This window comes from Candidatus Methylolitoribacter marinus, from assembly GCF_051853155.1.
Classification (GTDB): domain Bacteria; phylum Pseudomonadota; class Gammaproteobacteria; order Burkholderiales; family Methylophilaceae; genus BACL14.
Genome location: NZ_CP124221.1, coordinates 903443 through 921731, shown reverse-complemented (window position 1 = coordinate 921731; position 18289 = coordinate 903443). Strand labels below are relative to the sequence as shown.

Below are 18289 nucleotides of genomic sequence, written 5' to 3'. Positions count from 1 at the left end.
ATAATTTCAGTTAAAACGTATTTTGTTTTCTTTATATAAATGCATAATTTTCTCTGAGTGCTCTTGGATGTCTTCGATGCGGTTTTCATTAGAGGGATGAGTACTGAGAATTTCAGGAGGTTCTACCTCTTTCAGCTCATCCATTTTTCTCCATAAACTGACCGCTGCAAGTGGATTGTATCCGGCTCGAGCAGCTAGTTCTAAACCTATTTTGTCTGCTTCTCGTTCTTGCTCTCTACTATTGGGGAGGGCAAAAAATAATGTCGTACCTAAAGCAACACCTTGAACAGCTAAATTTTTCAATTGTCTATTATGCGAGGAATCGCTAATGTAGATAGCAAAACCCAATATACCTAACTGCTGAATCAAGGCGGTAGACATTCTTTCACGACCATGCTCACGGAGGGCATGTGCAATTTCATGACCAATCACTGCCGCAATTTCGTCATTGGTTTTTGCTGCTTTATCAAGCAATCCGGTATAAACCATAATTTTTCCGCCGGGCATGCAGTATGCATTAATTTGATCACTTGTTTGTAAATTTATCTCCCAATTCCATGATGTTGCATCATCTCGAAAATACCTCACCTCATCAATAAGTCGGTAACTAATTTTTCTGACCTCGTTCAGCATATATGTATCTTTGTTTAGCTGATCATTTTCTTGTGCTTTTTGTTTAGCTTCTTGGTAACCTTGATTAGCCATTGATAAAGCCATAAACTCTGGAAGAATAACGAGTTGCTTACGAATAATATTGGAATCTGTTTTGAGCGTGGTGGATGTGCATCCAGATATCAAAATAAGAAAAACTAAAATTAGTCTATGCATTTTTTAAAAATTATTTTGACTTCCTAATTCAACGACACGATTCACGGGAAGTTTAAATTGGTTTGTTATTTCTTCTGAGCTATTAAATAAAAATGAGAATATTCTTTTTCTAATCACACCCATATTACGGTCCTTTGTAATTACTAGACTCTCTTTTCCTATGAAGTATGAGGTGGCCATTGGTTCAAATTTTAACCCTCTAATTGTTGATCTGGATAATTCTCGAGGGATGTTTGGCTCATCACTATAACCATAATTTATTGTGGCCTGATAAAAGTTACTGGGCAGCTTAACAATGCTCAACATATTTTTTTGTTTTACATGAGGTATATCTAGAAATTTTACAGTCAACATGACAACTTTTTCATGCAACACCTTGTTATGCTTTAAGTTGTGGAGGAGCGCATGAGGAACACCGTTAGAATTCGGAGTCATAAAAACAGAAATTCCTTTTACTCTGGCAATTGAGCTTTTTTTGAATGATTTAATAAAATCATCAATATGCATCGATTCATTTTTTAATTTATTGTATAAAATCGATCTTCCTCTACTCCACGTGGTCATTAAGATTAATAAAATAATGCCAATCAGTAATGGGAACCATCCGCCATTTGGAACTTTGATTATATTGGCTGCAAAGAAAACAAGGTCAATTATTAGAAAGATTGAAAAAACAATGATTGTTTTAGTCCAAGTTTTCCATATTTCTGCAAAAACAATTATTGATAGAAGAGAGGCAATCACCATATCCATAGTAATGGCAACACCATATGCAGCTGCTAAATTTGATGAATTTTGAAAAATTAGAACAACTGTAATAACACCAACCATCAGTAAAAAATTAATTCGTGGAAGATAAATTTGACCTTCTTGATTTTCGGATGTGTGGTCAACTCTCATTCTGGGAATAAAACCTAATTGCAAAGCCTGTCTTGATACAGAGAAGGCACCAGTAATACATGCTTGAGAGGCAATAATGGTGGCAATTGTTGCAAGAAAAATAAGAGGTACTGTAAACCATTCAGGAGACATTAAATAAAATGGGTTGATGATATTTTCAGGATTTTGCAAAATTAATGCGCCTTGTCCATAATAGTTTAAGGTTAGGGCAGGAAAAACAAAACTAAACCAGGTGATTCGAATGGGCGACCTGCCAAAGTGACCCATATCTGCATAGAGTGACTCGGCACCTGTGACACAAAGAATGATGGCTCCCATAGTAATAAAGGCTATTCCAAAATTATTATGTAGATACAAATAAGCATAATAGGGGTTTAAAGCCTTAAGAACCGATGGCTCATTAATAATATTAATAATTCCTAAAACTGCGAGAGTGGTAAACCAAATGAGCATCACGGGTCCAAATAGAAAACCAACAGATGCGGTTCCTTTACTTTGAAACCAAAATAAAAAGAAGATGATAATCAGTGTGATAGGAATAACAAAATCATGAAAACCAGGCAATGCAATCTCAATACCTTCAACGGCTGAGAGAACAGAAATGGCAGGCGTGATCATTCCATCAGCATAAAACATACAGGCTCCCATAATGCCAATTATCCCTATTAACATTCGCTTCCTCTTGGTTTTAGCATTTCTATGAGCAAGGGCTAATAGCGCCATGATGCCACCTTCACCATTGTTATTCGCGCGCATAATGAAAGTGATGTACTTAATTGTAACAACTGCAATAAGTGACCAAAAGATCATGGATAACACCCCAAGCATATTTAAAACATTTAGCTCAAGAATATTATCTCCAATAGAAAATATTTCCCGAATCGAATAAAGAGGGCTGGTGCCAATATCTCCAAAAACGACACCTAAGGCAGCTAAAGAAAGAGCAGCAGTTTGTTTTTTTGTGGGTTGTTGAGGACTCAATGTTTTTTATTATTCTTTACCTGGACAAGCAAAGCTCCTGAATGTAACTGAATATCGAGAGTATCATTTAAATTTACTTTATTAGAGTCTTTAACTACATCAGTTTTATTATAAACAATTGAATAACCCTTAGCTAAAATATTTTTCGGATTAAGAATATTTAATTTTTCATCAATAAAATTTATTTTAGATTGATGTTCCTTGATTATTCTGAAAACGTTCGATAAAAGAGCTTTTTTATAGTTTTTTATTTTTTCTTCTGCCTGTTTAATTTTCTCTTGAGGCGCTAATAATCTTTTATGAAGACTATTGATTTCTTTTTCAGCTGCAAGAAATTCTTTTCTTAACAGAGTAATAAATTGTTTTTTTAGGCTGTCAATAAATTCCTGGGAGCGTTTAAGCTTATCCTTGGGGGAGACAATTCTTTTTTCAAGATAATCAAGCTCTTGATTTTTATTTTTTAATAAATTAGTTATATTTTTTTGAAGCGTAGAGAGGTAATGTTCAAAAAATTCATCTAATTTGGATAGTCTATCTTGGATAACTGATGCAGCGGCTGTAGGTGTCGGTGCACGCATATCAGCAACAAAATCAGTAAGGGTGAAATCTGTTTCGTGACCAACTCCTGATATTATGGGTAGTCTAGATTGAGCAATGGCCTGAACAATCTTTTCTTCATTAAAAGACCACAAGTCTTCAATTGATCCCCCTCCTCTGCAGAGTATTAATACGTCAACAATTTGGTGTGCGTTTGCTTTATTAATAGCGCTACATATTTCGTCAGCAGCTTCTTTTCCTTGAACAGATGAAGGATAAATAATTATTTGATTGTAATTTTGTTCTTTATTTAATATTGATAAAACATCTCTTAATGCCGCTCCTGATGCTGAAGTGATGATGCCAATATTTTTTGGAAAAGTCGGAATATTTAACTTATTTTCCTCATCAAATAATCCAAGTTTTTCCAATTTATCTTTTAATTGGAGAAACTTTTCAAAAAGATTTCCTGTCCCTTTTTCACGAATTTGTTCAATATTAATTTGATAGTCACCCCTTGCCTCATACAATGAAACAGCACCAAACGCCTCGATCTGATCACCATTTTTTGGCGAAATAGAAGAGAAAGTGTTGTATCCTTTGAACATAGTGCATCTAATTTGAGCGGATGAATCTTTTAGTGAAAAATACCAATGACCTGAACTGGCTTCAACAAAATTAGATACTTCACCACCTATCCAAACTTTTTCAAGATGGCTCAACAGGATATTTTTTACAATTCGATTGATTTCTGAAATTGCAAATACTTTTTCAGCATCAACTAAATTTGTATGATTATTTGAAGACACAATTTTTTTATTATTGAATGGTTTATCGTAGAATACACTTATACAAATTATAATGCATTATTGTCTATGAAAAACTTTACCCAGCATGTAAAACTTGTTTCAGGTGCAGCTGCTCTTTTGTTGGTAGTATTTAGTGTAGTGATCCAACATTTTTATCAACTTGAACCTTGCCCGCTATGCATAACACAGCGAGTTATTTTTTTAGTCTCGGGCTTGCTTTTCTTATTTTTTGCCTTTAAGTCATTGAATAAAGTCTTCGAACTGATAACTCTTCTGTCTATTAATATTATCGGTATGATTTTTGCGATAAGACATGTGTTAATACAAAAAAAAATTATTGAAATTCCGTCTGAATGTGGGATTGATCTTGAATATATGTTTGATAATTTTCCTCTTCAGGAAGTTTTTGAGCTAGTTTTTCGAGGAACTGGTGACTGCTCTGAAATTGATTGGACTCTATTACATTTGACGATACCTGAATGGTCTGCGATATGGTTTTTTATTTTCGCACTTTTATCAATACTTAATTATAGGAATAATTAACTGTGTCTATAAATGATATGTATGTCGAGAACTATGTAGGCAACACGCCGTTGGTGAAGCTTAAAAGAATGGTTTTACCTAATGATGGCAATGTTTTTTTAAAGCTTGAAGGTAATAATCCAGCAGGCTCGGTAAAAGATAGACCAGCTCTTTCAATGATTAAGAGGGCTCAAGAAAAAGGAAAAATTAAACCTGGTGACACACTCATTGAGGCAACTTCTGGTAATACTGGTATAGCTCTTGCAATGGCGTCAGCAGTCATGGGTTATAAAATGATCCTTGTTATGCCTGAAAATCAATCTGTTGAACGTCGTCAAACGATGCAAGCATATGGAGCAAAACTAGTTCTGACCAGTCAAGAGGGAAGTATGGAATTGGCGAGAGATACTGCTGAAAAAATGCAAAGTGAAGGCAGAGGAATAATTCTTGATCAGTTTGCTAATCCTGATAACCCGTTGGCTCATTATGAGGGAACAGGGCCAGAAATATGGAATGCAACTCAGAAAAAGATTACCCACTTTGTCTCCAGTATGGGGACTACAGGAACTATTGTTGGAACCTCAAGGTATCTAAAAGAGCAAAATCAGGATATTCAAATTATTGGAGTACAGCCTGAGGATGGTTCACAAATTCCTGGAATACGAAAATGGCCTATAGAGTATGTTCCAAAAATTTTTACTAATGAAAATATTGATGAAATAAGATATGTCACTCAACAAAACGCTGAAGAAACAGCGAGAGATTTAGCAAAAATTGAGGGTATTTTTTCTGGCGCGTCTACTGGGGGCGCTTTGTTTGTTGCGATGAAGTTAGCAAAAGAAAACCCTGAAGCTAACATCGTTTCTATCGCATGCGATCGAGGCGACCGATACTTGTCTACTGGTCTATTCCCTAGCGAATGATTTTACCCACCACTCTTGTTTTCGACACAGAAACCATTCCTGACGTTGATGGCTTAAGGAAAACCTTGAACATCTCTAATCGCTATAGTGATTTAGAAGCGGTTTCTATTGCAAATTATTATTATAGGCAAAAAAAAGGATCTGATTTTTTACCACATCAATTTCAAAAAATTATCGCTATTTCATGTGTTTTAAAAAGAGGTGACGAGCTTGAGATATGGTCTATTGGAAATTCTGATAGCGATGAGAAGGAGCTAATACAGCGTTTTATGGACGGAGTTAATAAATTCATTCCCACTTTGGTTAGCTGGAACGGATCAGGTTTTGATCTACCCGTTATTAATTATCGTGCATTAGTTCACCAAATCAATGGCGGGGTTTATATGGACCAGGGGGAAAATAATCATGACTTTAAGTACAATAATTTCATTAGCCGATATCATTCTAGACACACAGATGTGATGGATTTTTTAGCACTCTATGGTGGACGCGCTAACGCTTCGCTTAATGATATTGCCAAGTTATGCGGCTTTCCAGGGAAGCTAGATATGGATGGCGGTGATGTGTATCAAAATTTTCAAGACGGTAAAATTGAAGCAATAAGAAATTATTGTGAAACAGATGTTTTAAATACTTATCTTGTTTATCTTCGACTAATTTATCTAAAAAATCAGCTCACAGATGAAGAGTATGATGCTGAAATATTAAAAGTTAAGAGTAAGTTATCTGCATCGAGTTTATTGCACTGGAATGAATTCTTAACGGCATGGGAAAAATATGAGTAATGATTTGCTTCAGATCATTGATATTGATCACGAAGGAAGAGGAGTAGCAAAAAAGGAAGAGAAAACTTTTTTTATTCATAATGCTCTTATTGGTGAAAAAGTTGAGTACAAAATTTTAAAAAAAAAGAAAAATATCTTTTTTGGGATTGCAACTCATATTGAAAATCCATCTCCAGTTCGAGCTAATCCAAGCTGCCCTCATTACAATTTATGTGGCGGCTGCTCAATGCAACATTTTAAACATTCATCGCAAATTGAATTTAAAAATAATGCTTTTTTTCAAACTTTAAAACATATTGGAAAAGTTGCCCCAGAGGATCTAATAGAGCCTATCTTTCTTGAATTTACTGAGTATCGACACAAGGCAAGATTACGAGCTAAATATGTTGAAAAGAAGGATAAGGTATTAGTGGGATTTAATGAGCGACTAACTCATTTTTTAACAGATATGGATTCTTGTGAGGTGTTACCTGGCAGAATTTCATCCAGCCTTGTAGAGGTAAAATCCTTGATTAAAAATTTGAGTATTTATAACAGAATGCCTCAAATAGAATATGCCTCCAATGGGGAAAGAGATATTTTTATTTTTCGAATACTGGACCCGTTATCGAATGATGATATAAAAAAACTCAGTGAATTTTCAACTGCAAGAAAGATTGAGATTTGGACGCAAAGTAAAGGGCCTGAGACAGTCATGCCTTTATTTCCAGAAAGGGATTCTGAAATAATCTCATACCCAATTGCCAATCATGATTTAAATCTAGAGTTTAATCCTTCTGGATTCATTCAAATTAATCCATACATTAATCAGATGATGATTGATAAAGCACTAGAATTGCTAAACCTAAATCCTCAGGATGAGGTTGTTGATTTTTTCTCTGGCCTAGGCAACTTTACTTTACCAATTGCTAGATACGCTCATACTGTAATCGGTATTGAAGGAAGTGAAGATCTTGTCAATTTAGGTCAGAAAAATGCTGAGATAAATAATCTTAGTAATGTCACATTTCAATATAGTAATTTATTTGAAGTCGATGTTGATTTTGTTAATTCTCTTAAAAATAAAAACAAATGGTTATTGGATCCACCTCGAGATGGAGCAATGCAATTATTAGAGTTAATATCAAAAAATACGGTACTTCCAGAAATGATAGTTTATGTTTCATGTAATCCTGCAACTTTAGCCAGAGATGCAAATATTCTTGTGAATGATAAAGGTTATAAGTATCAATCTGCAGGCATACTAAATATGTTTCCTCATACCTCTCATATTGAATCAATTTCATTATTCACTTATGAAGATTAAGTTATTTAAATTTATCTTAATCATTATTTTTTTATCTCCACTATCAGTTTTTTCAAAAGACATTATTTTTGGAATTCCACAAAATCCACAAAATATTAATCCTTTGTATGCAAGAGATGCTGCATCAGAGAAAATTACTGATTTAGTTTATGAAAAAATTTTTAATTACAATGAGCAATATACGTTAACTTCAAAATTTGTATCCTGGAAAAATATTAATGATCTTGTTTTTGTTTTTACTGCAAAATCACACTCAAGCAAGTTTTCAAGCGGACGAGAGGTTTTGCTGAAGGATTTATATTTCTCTATAAAAAAAAATCATCATGATCCGTTATCGAAGTACTTTGAAGATTTAAAAAACATTCAACATATCTCTTTGAATGGCTCAATAATTGAAATCAGGCTAAAGAAACCAGACCCCCTCTTCATTGAAAAACTAAGCTTGCCAATTCTTCCTTATGATTTAGATAATTTAAAAATAGACTTATCTCAGTCTTCATTAGGATCGAATCAATTCCAAGTAATTTCAAATAAACCATTGATTTTATTAAGAAAAGATGGAATTAGGATAAAATTTGAAGAAGTCAAAGATCCGTCTGTAAGAGCATTAAAATTAATCAACAAAGAAATAGATCTCCTACAGAATGATTTATCACTGCCAATAATAAATTATTTAGAGAGACAGCATCAAATCAAGACGCACTCATCTCCTGGCACCAATGTCTCTTATATAGGATTTAATCATCAGCACGAGCTGCTCAAAGACCCTGTAGTAAGAAAAGCAATCGCACATGCTATTAATCGTGAAGAAATTATCAAATTCTTTTTTAACAAGGACACTCAACCTGCCTCACAAATTTTAAGCCAAAAACATTGGTCTTCCTCAAATCAGAGCCCCCATAAATACAACCCCCAGTTAAGTAAAAATTTATTAATTGATGCTGGTTATAAACTTCCTTTAAGCCTCGAGTTTAAAACTTCCACAGATACATTTAGAATTAAAATTGCAACAATCCTTAAAGCTCAACTCGAAGCAATTGGTATAAATTTAAAAATAATAAGCTTAGACTGGGGAACCTTTTTTAAAGATATTCAAAATGGAGATTTTCAGCTCTATTCACTGACTTGGGTTGGTCTTAAATCTCCTGATATTTACAAAAAAATATTTCATTCCAACATGATTCCTCCTTTTGGTTTAAATAGAGGATTATTGCAAGATGAAAAGATCGATAATTTAATAAAAGAAAGTTATGATAAAAAAAATTGGGATAGTGCATTAGAATACATTCACCAACGTGTGCTTATTTATCCATTATGGTATGAAGGAAATTTTATGGCTTCTCTTGACACCATTTGCGACTTTCAATTAACTGAAGATGGCAGTTGGATTGGTCTGAATAATATTAGGTTATGTCATGATTGAGATATCAATCAAAACACAAACATTAACACTCCTTAGAGATAAAGAAATCATTTTGAAATACCCGATCTCTTCAGCAAAGAAGGGCATTGGGCAGTTAAAAAATAGTAACTGTACACCTCTTGGTGATCATATTGTTCGAGCAAAAATTGGAGCAGGTTATCCAATGTATGCCATTTTTCATGCGCGACGATGGAGTGGAGAATTATGGGGTGCTGATTACAAAATAGGTTCTGAGGACCTTATTTTATCAAGAATTTTGTGGCTATCAGGGACAGAAGTTGGTTTTAATCGTCTTGAAAATGTGGATACCATGCAAAGATTTATATACATTCATGGCACCCACGATGAGGAAAATATAGGACAACCTGTTTCTCATGGATGCATTAGAATGAAAAATAAAGACGTCATCAGCTTATTTGATTTAGTAAATGTTGGAGAAAAAGTCATTATCAATGAATAATTTTTTTGTAAAAAAAATGATTCATTTTTTTCTGTTGGTTTTATCTGTTTATTTGTTATCTTTTTTCTTAGTGAGATTGATTCCTGGTGACCCAGTCGATATTTTAGTTGGGATAGGTAGTTCATCAGTTGATGTTGCTTTGATAAAACAGCAATTAGGCTTAGAGCAAAGCTTTTTTGTTCAGCTAAAAACAGCTATTAAAAATCTTGTATTATTCGATTTTGGTTTGTCTATCCATCAAGGATTGCCAGTAAATGACATAATAAAACCAGCGCTTTTAAATACATACAAACTCGCTGTAACTGCAATTATTATAAGTATATTACTTGGTATTCCTTTAGGTTTGTTTGTGTCGTTAACCAACAAAAACGAAATCACAAATGCAGTAAAACAAATATGTAATATTATTATTGCCATACCATCATTTATTTTGGCCCCCATTCTCATTCTTATTTTTTCAATGCAATTAAATTGGTTACCTGTCAGCGGTATGGATGGTCATTTGTCGATTGTCTTACCATCACTCACACTTGCCTTGGGTTTGTTATGTTACTTAGCTAACATGACTCTAGATTGCGCTAACGATCTTAAAGAGAATGCCATAATAACGACTGCAAGATCAAAAGGACTTAGAGTTGAGAAAATTTACTTTATCCATATTTTGAGATTGATCAGCCTTCCTCTGGTCACAGCAATTGGCATGCAGCTCGGCGGGTTACTATCAGGCGCTATCATTACTGAGATGATCTTTAGTTGGGATGGAGTTGGTAAAATTTTGATTGATTCTATTCATCAAAGAGACTACCCAATCACCCAAGCAGCTATTTTTTTCATTGCCATAACTTTTGTAGCAATAAATTTTACTCTTGAGTTTATTTACCATAAATTAGATCCAAGAATCAGATGATCAAAATGATGAAAATTAGTTTTCTCACTCCAGCTATCTTTTTAATCCTTGTGACATTCAATTTTTCTTTTAACTGGGATCCTTACGTCATGAATTTTGAATTAATTCTTGAAACACCACAGTGGAATGCACCATTCGGATATGATGACTTTGGGAGAGATATATTTATTCGCCTCATTAATGGTTTTGTATCCTCTTTTCAAATTGTAATTTTGGCTGCCTTGATCACTTTTACTTTTGGAACATTCTTGGGCTGCGTAGCTGGATTTTATGGTGGATTTTTAGATAGATTTTTATTGAGCGCGATTACAATTATCCAAGCATTTCCTGGGATTTTATTAGTAATTGCTGTCGCTGCCTTTTTAGAAACAAGCTTCCTAAGTATTTTATTTGCATTAACAGTTTCATCATGGATCGGTTTTGCAAGGATTGCAAGAAGTCAAACTCTGTCTTTAAAGGAAGCTGATTTTGTAAAAGCAGCAGTCTCTATGGGTTCTGGTAAGTTAAGAATTATAAGAAAACATATTTTTCCTAATATTCTTAATGCTATTTTTGTAGAGTTGAATTTTACTATTGCGAATCTAATTATAGCTGAAGCAGGTCTTTCTTTTTTAGGTTTAGGAGTCTCGGCTCCATTTCCATCATGGGGTTCCATGCTCAGGGATAGTATAGATTACTTATTAGTTGCACCCCATTATGTGGTATTCGTGTCATTGTGTATTATAAGTATGATCTTATCTTTTAATGCGATTGGTGCAGGGCTATTGAATAATGAAAATAAGTAATCCCACTCCTAATTATAAGTATTATGATTTGGTCATGGCTGCATTTGTAACAGTTTTAATAACTGCAAATATAATTGGGCCAGCAAAAATATCTCAACTGGACCTTCCAATGATTGGAACAATCACATTTGGTGCAGGCGTATTATTTTTTCCAATATCCTTTATTTTTGGAGATATCTTAACTGAGGTTTATGGCTATGCAGCATCTCGAAGAGTTATTTGGACTGGGTTTGCTGGATTAGCTTTTGCATCATTGATGGCATGGGTGATTGTCACCTTGCCACCTGCACCCTTTTGGGATAATCAGGAGGTATATGAAATTGCCTTTGGATCAGCGTGGAGGGTGGCATTGGCTGGATTAATAGCATTTGCCGCAGGTGAATTCATTAATTCCTGGGTGATGGCAAAAATGAAGATATGGTCTCAAGGAAAACATTTATGGTTAAGAACAATCTCTTCAACAATTGCAGGCGAGGGAGTTGATTCAATATTGTTTTATCCTTTAGCTTTTTATAATTCAGGCATTATTCCTAACGATAAAATATGGCTCGTTGTTGTTGCTCAATTTTTTGCAAAAACAATGGTAGAAGTAGCTTTCACACCATTTATCTACAAAATAATTAATTTTTTAAAAAGAAAAGAGAATATTGACTTTTATGACCATCAGACAAACTTCAATCCATTTAAACTAAAAATATAAATGCTTACAGGCTCAGTCATCATTGATATTGAAGGTAAGAAAATTACCCAGAAAGATATTCAAAGGCTCTCTCATCCTATGGTTTGTGGCGTTATTTTATTCACTCGTAATTTTGATAACAAAAATCAGATTCAAGATTTAATTTCTGCTATTAGGTCAGTTCGTGAAGATCTTTTAATTACTGTGGATCATGAAGGGGGGCGTGTGCAACGGTTTAGAGAAAATTTTTACCCTATGCCCTCGATGAGTAAGCTGGGTGATTTGTATGCTCATGATGACGAACAAGCTTTACGGTTTGCCCGATATGCTGGATGGTTAATTGCTCAAGAGTTAGCTGAGTTATATATCGACTTGAATTATTCTCCTGTACTTGATATAAATTATGGCAAGAGCAGCGTAATTGGAAACCGCTCATTCTCTGATAACCCCAGTGTCATTATCCAATTAGCTAAGGCATTTGTTGACGGTCAAAAGCATGCTGGAATGACTTCGGTGGGTAAACATTTTCCTGGGCATGGATTTATTCATGAGGATTCTCATGAAGAAATCTCGATTGATAACAGAAGTTTACTTGAAATGAAAAATGATATTTATTGTTTTGAATCCTTAATTAATCATGGAATAGGGGCGGTCATGCCTAGCCATGTTATATACAAAGAGGCTGATAATCATCCTGCCAGTCTATCTTCATTTTGGTTAAAAGATCAATTAAGGAAAAGATTTAACTTTAAAGGAATAATCATTTCCGATGATTTAAGTATGAAGGGTGTGGCTGATTTTATTCCAGATATTTATGACAGAGTGTCACATGCGTTGACTGCAGGTTGTGATATAGTATTGATATGTAATAAACCCAAGGATGTAGATAAACTTTTAGATCAAGTTGATCATGATGACTTTACTGCTTTGGATTTAAGCCACTTAAGAATAAAAAAAAATCAAAATCCAACTATTGATGGTTTACATGTCGAGGATGTAAAAAATATCATGAAAAATATGAATTTTATCCATACGCCTTGAAACTTTTTAACTTATTCATTACTCTATAACTTTAGTTTAACTAATTAATAATAAAGGAAAAATTTATGCAAGATAACTTAAATATTGCGTCATCTGCATCAGCGGTTCAAAGCAATAAAGTTTTAAGAAGTACGTATGCCTTATTAGGTTTCTCACTAATACCAACGGTGATAGGCGCCTTACTTGGCATGAGCATGAGTTTTGGTTTTGCTGCTCAAAGTCCTATAATGTTTACGCTGCTGATGTTTGCGGGAATTTTTGGTTTATTTTTTCTAATATCTGCCAATAGAAATAGTAGTTTAGGAGTTGTTTTTCTTCTGGCCTTAACATTTTTTCTGGGAGTAATGTTAGGTCCTATTTTGCAATTCGCCTTTAGCCTGAGCAATGGTGGTCAAATTGTCACTCTTGCTGCGGGTGGCACAGCAACGATCTTTTTAGTTCTCTCAGGGATTGCTACCACATCAAAAAGAGATTTTAGTTTTATGGGTAAGTTCTTGGTAATCGGTTTGGTATTGTTGATACTTGCCTCGATTGCTAATTTATTTTTCCAGGTGCCGGCTGCTTCGTTGGCAATTTCAGCGATAGCCGTCTTAATTTTCTCTGGATTTATCTTGTATGATGTTAATCGTATTGTGAGAGGTGGTGAGACCAATTACATCATGGCAACATTGGCTTTATATATGAATATTTATAACCTTTTTGTGAATCTTCTCCATTTGCTTTTAGCTTTCATGGGAAATCGTGACTAGGAATATTTTTGTTGATTCTTAAAAAAGGCTGCAAATGATGCAGCCTTTTTTATTCTTTAGCTAAATTGATGGTGTATTTTGGTATCTCAATAGTAATGTCATCATTTTGAATAATTGATTGACATGACAGCCTTGACTTAGGCGATAAGCCCCACGCTTTATCCAGCATATCATCCTCTAAATCGTCGGAGGGAGGAAGGGTGTCAAATCCTTCTCTGATAATGACATGGCAAGTTGTACAGGCACAAACCTTATCGCATGCATGTTCAATTTCAATATGATTTTTAAGCAAAGTGTCACATATGCTATCTCCATTTTTGGCTTCAATAACATCGCCATCTGGACACAATTCTTGATGAGGTAATACAATTAATTTAGGCATATATTTATTTATTAATTTCGTTTATATTCTTTCCAGTTAACGCTGAATGAATAGATCTGTCCATTCTTTTCTGCGCAAAGCTCATACTTGCATTATTCAATTCATCTGTCATCAGCTTGATTTTACTAGGATTTTTTTTAGTGATTTCAGATTTTAAGTTATTCATACATTTTTCAATGGTAGTTTTTTCGGAATCTGATAAAAGTTGTTGATCATTGTGCAATGCTTTTTCTGTTAACTCTAATATTTGGTTTGCATCAACAATTAATTCTGCCAAGCTTCTAAATTTTTTATCATCCTCGGCATTTGTAAAAGAATCTTCAAGCATTTTTCTTATTTCATTCTCATTAATGCTATAAGAGGGTTTGATTTCTATCGAAGTTTTTGTGCCAGTTGTTTGTTCTTCAGCTGAAACGGTAAGTAAGCTATCCGCATCAACTTGAAATGTAACCTTTATTTTTGCTGCTCCTGCAGGCATTGGTGGAATATCTTTTACAACAAACTCTCCAAGAGAGCGATTCTCTGATACTTTTTCGCGCTCACCTTGAACCACATGAATTTTCATCATGGTTTGACCATCCTTGTAGGTGGTAAATTCTTGTGCCTTGGCAATGGGAATAGTTGAGTTTCTAGGAATAATTCTTTCCACCAAATCTCCCATGGTCTCAATCCCCAACGACAGAGGTGTGACATCTAGTAGCAAGGTATCATCATCAGCTTGTCCAGATAAAACAAATGCCTGACGTGCTGCACCAATTGCCACAACTTCATCAGGATTTAGGTCGTTTAGTAAGTCTTGATTAAAAAATTGTTTCATATGGTTTTGGATCGTTGGCATTCTTGTTGAACCACCAACCATTATGACGCCATCGATCTCATCAATACTTAAATTTGCATCATTCAAAGCATTTTTGACACATTGAATTGTTTTGTCTACAAGGGGGATAAATGACTCTTCAATTTCACTCAGAGAGATATCAATCTGATAATTTTGATTATTAAACTTAATTGTTTCATTAAATGTATTTTGTGAGCTTAATTTTTCTTTTATGTATTTTGCAATCAAATTCAAATGAGCTTGCTCCTCAAGGCCTTGTGAATTTAATTGATATTTATTAATTAAATAGTTTTTTATAATCTGATCAAAATCATCACCACCCAGTGATGAGTTACCATTGGTCGCAATGACTTCAAAGACCCCTTGATTAAACTGAAGTATGGATATATCAAATGTCCCGCCACCAAGATCATAAACAACAAATACACCCTCTTTTTTTGTATCAAGACCATAGGCATATGCAGCCGCTGTTGGCTCATTAATTAACCTCAAGATATCTATCCCAGCTAATTTTGCTGCTTCTTTAGTAGCCTGTCTTTGCCCCTCGTTAAAATAAGCTGGAACTGTGATCACTGCTCCATAAATTTCGTCACCAAAATAATCCGAGGCAATTTTTTTTAATTTTTTTAAAATATCTGAGGATACTTGAATAGGGGACTTGAATCCTTGAGGGGTTTGAATAAAAATGTCATTGCTATCTGCGAGGTCTAGTGCAATATCATTCGCATTTATATCATCTTTTTTCTTACCAATTAACCTTTTAACACTGTTTATTATAGAGACAGCATGGCTGGGAATATCATTACCTACTAATATCTGATCTTGTTCATATAACACTCTGGATGGAATCAATCGATAATTGTTATCTTCAAGTATTTTGGCTTCACCACTTATCACGGAGGCGACAAGCGAATTGGTTGTTCCCAAGTCAATGCCAATCGTTAATTTACGATTATGTGGATCAGTACTTTTTCCTGGTTCTGATATTTGTAATAATGCCATTAGCGTAGTTGATTTATTTTTTCTTTAATTTTTAAATGTAATTTATCAATAAAAATAAATTCGTTAATTTGATTAGTTGCGCGATCAAAATTTTTTTTATCGAAATCTACTGTGAGATTGTCTTTATATTGATCCAATTCCTCTTGTAATTCTTTTTGGATACTTAATAACTGATTCTTATCATTGCTGTGATCTTCAATTTTTTCTTCGTATTCTATTTGTTTCATTAGAAATGCAGGATTGGTGTGATTTGTGATTTCAACTCCATTACATTCAAGTAAGTATTTTGCTCTTCTGATATCATCTTTTAAAACTTGGTAGGCATCATTTATTAGTGAGGAATTAATTAAAGCAGTCTTTTGTTCTTCAATGCTTGAATGGACAAAACGATCGGGATGAAATTTTTTTTGTAGTACTAAATACTTTTTCTTTAATTCATTCTCAGAGATAGAAAATGAAGGTTCTATTTCATAAATATCAAAAAATTCCATTAAACGGTGAAACTTTCTCCACAACCACATTCATCTTTCACATTAGGATTATTAAATTTAAATCCCTCATTTAATCCCTCTCTTGCGAAATCAAGTTCTGTCCCATCGATATAAACAAGACTTTTTGGATCAACGAAAATTTTGATATCAAAACTCTCAAAAACTTGATCTTCAGGATGAGGCTCATCCAAAAATTCTAAAGTGTAAGCCATACCTGAGCAGCCTGTTGTTTTAACCCCAAGCTTGAGCCCAATACCTTTCCCTCTACTGGCTAGATATTTCTCAACTCGGTCCGCAGCTTTTTTGGTTAAGGTAACCGCCATTTATTTTTTACTTTTAAGGTCTTCAATTGCCGCTTTAATCGCATCTTCCGCAAGAACGGAGCAATGGATTTTAACCGGAGGTAATGCTAGCTCTTCTGCAATAGCTGAATTTTTAATTGATTCTGCTTCATCTAGAGTTTTACCTTTGAGCATTTCAGTTACAAGGCTGCTTGAAGCAATAGCAGATCCACAACCATAGGTTTTGAATTTAGCATCTTCAATCATCCCATTTTCGCCCAGCTTAATTTGTAATTTCATCACATCACCACAAGCAGGCGCACCGACCATACCGGTCCCAACATTTGGATCGTCTTTATCTAAAGACCCGACATTTCTTGGGTTTTCATAATGATCCAAAACTTTATCACTGTAAGCCATTACTTTTCTCCTAAATTATTAATGAGCTGCCCATTCCACTTTACTTAGATCAACTCCATCTTTGAACATTTCCCACAGAGGTGAGAGTTCTCTTAATTTACCAATTTTTTGTTTTAATACGTTTATTGCATGGTCAATATCATGTTCGGTTGTATAACGTCCAATGGAAAACCGAATAGAACTGTGTGCTAGCTCGTCTGATCGACCAAGAGCTCTGAGCACGTAACTAGGTTCTAAACTAGCAGAAGTGCAAGCAGAACCACTTGAAACAGCAATATCTTTGATTGCCATTATAAGAGATTCACCTTCAACATAGTTGAAACTAATATTTAAATTGTGAGGAACTCGATGTTCAAGATCTCCATTCACATATACCTCCTCAATTTCTGTAAGACCTTTCAGGAGTCTTTCGTGAAGTATTTTAATTCTTTGATTTTCATCATGCATTTCTTCTTTTGCAATACGAAAAGCCTCACCCATGCCAACAATTTGGTGTGTTGCTAAGGTGCCAGAACGCATTCCTCTTTCATGGCCACCGCCGTGCATTTGAGCTTGTAGTCGAATTCTTGGTTTACGACGAACATACAGAGCGCCAATGCCTTTTGGACCATAAGTTTTATGGGCAGAGAAACTCATTGCGTCAACTGGAAGTTCAGCAAGATTAATCTCTACTTTGCCGGTTGCTTGGGCTGCATCAACATGAAAGTAAACATTCTGTGCTCTACACATATTACCTATTGAGGTTATATCTTGGATTACACCAATCTCATTATTAACCAACATGACTGAAACTAAAACCGTGTCTGGACGTATGGCGGCTTTTAGTTTTTCAAGATCAATTAACCCATTCGCTTCTGGTTCTAAATAGGTGGCTTCGTATCCAAGTCGTTCTAGTTCTCTAAATGCATCTATCACAGCTTTATGTTCTGTCGCGCAAGTAATGATGTGTTTACCTTTATCTTTACTATAGAATTCTGCAATTCCTTTAATAGCCAAGTTGTTTGACTCTGTTGCGCCACTGGTCCATACGATTTCTTTAGGATCAGCATTTACTAAACTTGCAACATTTCTTCTTGCTTCTTCAACGGCATGTTCCGCTGTCCATCCATAAGCATGACTTCTTGAAGCAGGGTTGCCAAAATCCTCAGTAATAAATGGGATCATCTTTTCGGCCACTCTTTTATCAACTGGCGTTGTTGCTGAATAATCCATGTAAATAGGTAATTTCATTCCAATATCC

20 protein-coding genes are annotated in these 18289 nt (G+C 34.6%); 11 read left to right on the top strand and 9 right to left on the bottom strand.

Translation table 11 applies throughout. The features are described from left to right. Positions 1–6: 6 nt before the first annotated feature. The 3 genes from QFA95_RS04890 to xseA are packed head-to-tail and all read right to left on the bottom strand — an operon-like array spanning position 7 to position 4055. The gene (locus tag QFA95_RS04890; protein WP_486462413.1) at positions 7–828 is read right to left on the bottom strand and encodes a M48 family metallopeptidase; all 822 of its coding nucleotides are present in this window, start codon (positions 826–828) and stop codon (positions 7–9) included. 3 nt (positions 829–831) lie between these two features. Beyond that, positions 832–2709, bottom strand: coding sequence for a potassium transporter Kup (locus QFA95_RS04885; protein ID WP_486462412.1), 1878 nt, complete (start codon positions 2707–2709; stop codon positions 832–834). Then, a complete protein-coding gene (gene xseA, locus QFA95_RS04880; RefSeq protein WP_486462411.1) occupies positions 2706–4055 on the bottom strand; it encodes an exodeoxyribonuclease VII large subunit in 1350 nt (449 codons plus the stop codon). Before xseA ends, QFA95_RS04885 begins: the two co-directional genes overlap by 4 nt. A gap of 66 nt (positions 4056–4121) precedes the next feature. On the opposite strand from xseA, the gene QFA95_RS04875 reads away from it, so the two are divergent. The 11 genes from QFA95_RS04875 (at position 4122) to QFA95_RS04825 (ending at position 13635) form a co-directional block, all read left to right on the top strand. Beyond that, positions 4122–4598 carry a disulfide bond formation protein B gene (locus QFA95_RS04875; RefSeq protein ID WP_486462410.1) on the top strand — a complete coding sequence of 159 codons (477 nt, stop codon included), beginning with the start codon at positions 4122–4124 and terminating at the stop codon, positions 4596–4598. Positions 4599–4615: 17 nt separating this feature from the next. After that, entirely contained in the window at positions 4616–5500 is an 885-nt protein-coding gene (gene cysM / locus QFA95_RS04870) for a cysteine synthase CysM (RefSeq protein WP_486463452.1), read from the top strand. Continuing rightward, on the top strand, positions 5497–6285 hold the full coding sequence (locus QFA95_RS04865; RefSeq protein ID WP_486462409.1) for a 3'-5' exonuclease: 789 nt from the start codon (positions 5497–5499) through the stop codon (positions 6283–6285). Before cysM ends, QFA95_RS04865 begins: the two co-directional genes overlap by 4 nt. Next, entirely contained in the window at positions 6278–7591 is a 1314-nt protein-coding gene (gene rlmD / locus QFA95_RS04860) for a 23S rRNA (uracil(1939)-C(5))-methyltransferase RlmD (protein ID WP_486462408.1), read from the top strand. Before QFA95_RS04865 ends, rlmD begins: the two co-directional genes overlap by 8 nt. Next, complete coding sequence (locus QFA95_RS04855; RefSeq protein ID WP_486462407.1) at positions 7581–9014, top strand: ABC transporter substrate-binding protein; 1434 nt, start codon at positions 7581–7583, stop codon at positions 9012–9014. The genes rlmD and QFA95_RS04855 overlap by 11 nt, the downstream gene beginning before the upstream one ends. Then, on the top strand, positions 9007–9474 hold the full coding sequence (locus QFA95_RS04850) for a L,D-transpeptidase family protein (RefSeq protein WP_486462406.1): 468 nt from the start codon (positions 9007–9009) through the stop codon (positions 9472–9474). Before QFA95_RS04855 ends, QFA95_RS04850 begins: the two co-directional genes overlap by 8 nt. Next, the gene (locus QFA95_RS04845) at positions 9467–10381 is read left to right on the top strand and encodes an ABC transporter permease (RefSeq protein ID WP_486462405.1); all 915 of its coding nucleotides are present in this window, start codon (positions 9467–9469) and stop codon (positions 10379–10381) included. Before QFA95_RS04850 ends, QFA95_RS04845 begins: the two co-directional genes overlap by 8 nt. Continuing rightward, complete coding sequence (locus QFA95_RS04840; RefSeq protein WP_486462404.1) at positions 10378–11166, top strand: ABC transporter permease; 789 nt, start codon at positions 10378–10380, stop codon at positions 11164–11166. The genes QFA95_RS04845 and QFA95_RS04840 overlap by 4 nt, the downstream gene beginning before the upstream one ends. Continuing rightward, positions 11153–11866, top strand: coding sequence for a queuosine precursor transporter (locus QFA95_RS04835; RefSeq protein WP_486462403.1), 714 nt, complete (start codon positions 11153–11155; stop codon positions 11864–11866). The genes QFA95_RS04840 and QFA95_RS04835 overlap by 14 nt, the downstream gene beginning before the upstream one ends. Then, positions 11867–12886 (top strand): beta-N-acetylhexosaminidase, encoded by a 1020-nt coding sequence (gene nagZ, locus QFA95_RS04830; RefSeq protein ID WP_486462402.1) that lies wholly within the window; start codon positions 11867–11869, stop codon positions 12884–12886. 65 nt (positions 12887–12951) lie between these two features. Next, positions 12952–13635, top strand: coding sequence for a Bax inhibitor-1 family protein (locus QFA95_RS04825; protein ID WP_486462401.1), 684 nt, complete (start codon positions 12952–12954; stop codon positions 13633–13635). A 49-nt stretch (positions 13636–13684) separates the two neighbouring features. Here the strand turns inward: QFA95_RS04825 and fdx are convergent, their stop codons facing one another. Genes fdx through QFA95_RS04795 form a run of 6 tightly spaced genes read right to left on the bottom strand, consistent with a single transcriptional unit; the run spans position 13685 to position 18279 of the window. Next, positions 13685–14017, bottom strand: coding sequence for an ISC system 2Fe-2S type ferredoxin (gene fdx, locus QFA95_RS04820; protein WP_486462400.1), 333 nt, complete (start codon positions 14015–14017; stop codon positions 13685–13687). Positions 14018–14021: 4 nt separating this feature from the next. Next, positions 14022–15857 (bottom strand): Fe-S protein assembly chaperone HscA, encoded by a 1836-nt coding sequence (gene hscA, locus QFA95_RS04815; protein WP_486462399.1) that lies wholly within the window; start codon positions 15855–15857, stop codon positions 14022–14024. Then, entirely contained in the window at positions 15857–16348 is a 492-nt protein-coding gene (hscB, locus tag QFA95_RS04810) for a Fe-S protein assembly co-chaperone HscB (RefSeq protein ID WP_486462398.1), read from the bottom strand. Before hscB ends, hscA begins: the two co-directional genes overlap by 1 nt. Further along, the gene (iscA, locus tag QFA95_RS04805) at positions 16348–16671 is read right to left on the bottom strand and encodes an iron-sulfur cluster assembly protein IscA (RefSeq protein ID WP_486462397.1); all 324 of its coding nucleotides are present in this window, start codon (positions 16669–16671) and stop codon (positions 16348–16350) included. Before iscA ends, hscB begins: the two co-directional genes overlap by 1 nt. Beyond that, on the bottom strand, positions 16672–17049 hold the full coding sequence (gene iscU / locus QFA95_RS04800; protein WP_486462396.1) for a Fe-S cluster assembly scaffold IscU: 378 nt from the start codon (positions 17047–17049) through the stop codon (positions 16672–16674). It lies immediately after the preceding gene. 18 nt (positions 17050–17067) lie between these two features. Beyond that, the gene (locus tag QFA95_RS04795) at positions 17068–18279 is read right to left on the bottom strand and encodes an IscS subfamily cysteine desulfurase (protein ID WP_486462395.1); all 1212 of its coding nucleotides are present in this window, start codon (positions 18277–18279) and stop codon (positions 17068–17070) included. Positions 18280–18289: the final 10 nt, after the last annotated feature.

Excerpts from the sequence above, each read along its gene's own strand:
- hscB (WP_486462398.1), bottom strand. The coding sequence starts at position 16,348 with ATGGAATTTTTTGATATTTATGAAATAGAACCTTCATTTTCTATCTCT.
- QFA95_RS04835 (WP_486462403.1), top strand. The coding sequence starts at position 11,153 with ATGAAAATAAGTAATCCCACTCCTAATTATAAGTATTATGATTTGGTC.
- cysM (WP_486463452.1), top strand. The coding sequence starts at position 4,616 with ATGTATGTCGAGAACTATGTAGGCAACACGCCGTTGGTGAAGCTTAAA.
- QFA95_RS04890 (WP_486462413.1), bottom strand. The coding sequence starts at position 828 with ATGCATAGACTAATTTTAGTTTTTCTTATTTTGATATCTGGATGCACA.
- iscA (WP_486462397.1), bottom strand. The coding sequence starts at position 16,671 with ATGGCGGTTACCTTAACCAAAAAAGCTGCGGACCGAGTTGAGAAATAT.
- QFA95_RS04865 (WP_486462409.1), top strand. The coding sequence starts at position 5,497 with ATGATTTTACCCACCACTCTTGTTTTCGACACAGAAACCATTCCTGAC.
- QFA95_RS04850 (WP_486462406.1), top strand. The coding sequence starts at position 9,007 with ATGATTGAGATATCAATCAAAACACAAACATTAACACTCCTTAGAGAT.
- QFA95_RS04825 (WP_486462401.1), top strand. The coding sequence starts at position 12,952 with ATGCAAGATAACTTAAATATTGCGTCATCTGCATCAGCGGTTCAAAGC.
- rlmD (WP_486462408.1), top strand. The coding sequence starts at position 6,278 with ATGAGTAATGATTTGCTTCAGATCATTGATATTGATCACGAAGGAAGA.
- nagZ (WP_486462402.1), top strand. The coding sequence starts at position 11,867 with ATGCTTACAGGCTCAGTCATCATTGATATTGAAGGTAAGAAAATTACC.
- QFA95_RS04840 (WP_486462404.1), top strand. The coding sequence starts at position 10,378 with ATGATCAAAATGATGAAAATTAGTTTTCTCACTCCAGCTATCTTTTTA.
- QFA95_RS04855 (WP_486462407.1), top strand. The coding sequence starts at position 7,581 with ATGAAGATTAAGTTATTTAAATTTATCTTAATCATTATTTTTTTATCT.
- QFA95_RS04795 (WP_486462395.1), bottom strand. The coding sequence starts at position 18,279 with ATGAAATTACCTATTTACATGGATTATTCAGCAACAACGCCAGTTGAT.
- hscA (WP_486462399.1), bottom strand. The coding sequence starts at position 15,857 with ATGGCATTATTACAAATATCAGAACCAGGAAAAAGTACTGATCCACAT.
- QFA95_RS04875 (WP_486462410.1), top strand. The coding sequence starts at position 4,122 with ATGAAAAACTTTACCCAGCATGTAAAACTTGTTTCAGGTGCAGCTGCT.
- iscU (WP_486462396.1), bottom strand. The coding sequence starts at position 17,049 with ATGGCTTACAGTGATAAAGTTTTGGATCATTATGAAAACCCAAGAAAT.
- fdx (WP_486462400.1), bottom strand. The coding sequence starts at position 14,017 with ATGCCTAAATTAATTGTATTACCTCATCAAGAATTGTGTCCAGATGGC.
- QFA95_RS04845 (WP_486462405.1), top strand. The coding sequence starts at position 9,467 with ATGAATAATTTTTTTGTAAAAAAAATGATTCATTTTTTTCTGTTGGTT.